Annotated in this window: 1 protein-coding gene; it reads left to right on the top strand. The window is 62.0% G+C overall.

Annotated elements, in window-relative coordinates:
* Positions 1-647: FAD-dependent oxidoreductase (locus HCZ23_RS17940; RefSeq protein WP_167603127.1), on the top strand; the 647-nt coding region annotated here is incomplete at both ends.

Genomic DNA, 647 nt, shown 5'->3' on the forward strand with positions numbered 1-647 from the left:
AAAGGCAAAGTGACGGCGCATTTCGAAGCGGGCGGAAAAGTCACCACCGAAGAGTTCGACACGGTGATTTCCGCGGTCGGAATCGTCGGCAATGTCGAGGGTCTGGGCCTCGAGGAGGCGGGCGTGAAGATCGACCGCACCCATGTCGTGACCGACGAATTCTGCCGCACGGGTGTCGACGGAGTGTTCGCCATCGGCGACATCGCGGGCGCGCCGTGGCTCGCGCACAAGGCGTCGCACGAAGGCGTCATGGTGGCCGAGCTGATCGCGGGCCTCCACCCGCATCCGATCAAGCCGAACTCGATTGCGGGCTGCACCTATTGCCACCCACAAGTGGCCTCTGTGGGGCTGACGGAAGACAAGGCGAAAGAGGCGGGCTATGAGATCAAGGTCGGCAAATTTCCCTTTATCGGCAATGGCAAAGCCGTCGCGATGGGCGAGGCCGAGGGTCTTGTGAAAACCGTGTTCGACGCCAAGACGGGCGAGCTTCTGGGCGCGCATATGGTGGGCGCCGAGGTGACGGAAATGATCCAGGGCTACGTGATCGGGCGGACGTTGGAGACGACGGAAGAAGAGCTGATGAACACGGTCTTCCCGCACCCGACGATGTCGGAAATGATGCATGAATCCGTGCTCGCCGCCTATGG

The organism is Celeribacter sp. HF31 (genome assembly GCF_011806455.1).
Taxonomy (GTDB): Bacteria; Pseudomonadota; Alphaproteobacteria; order Rhodobacterales; family Rhodobacteraceae; genus Celeribacter.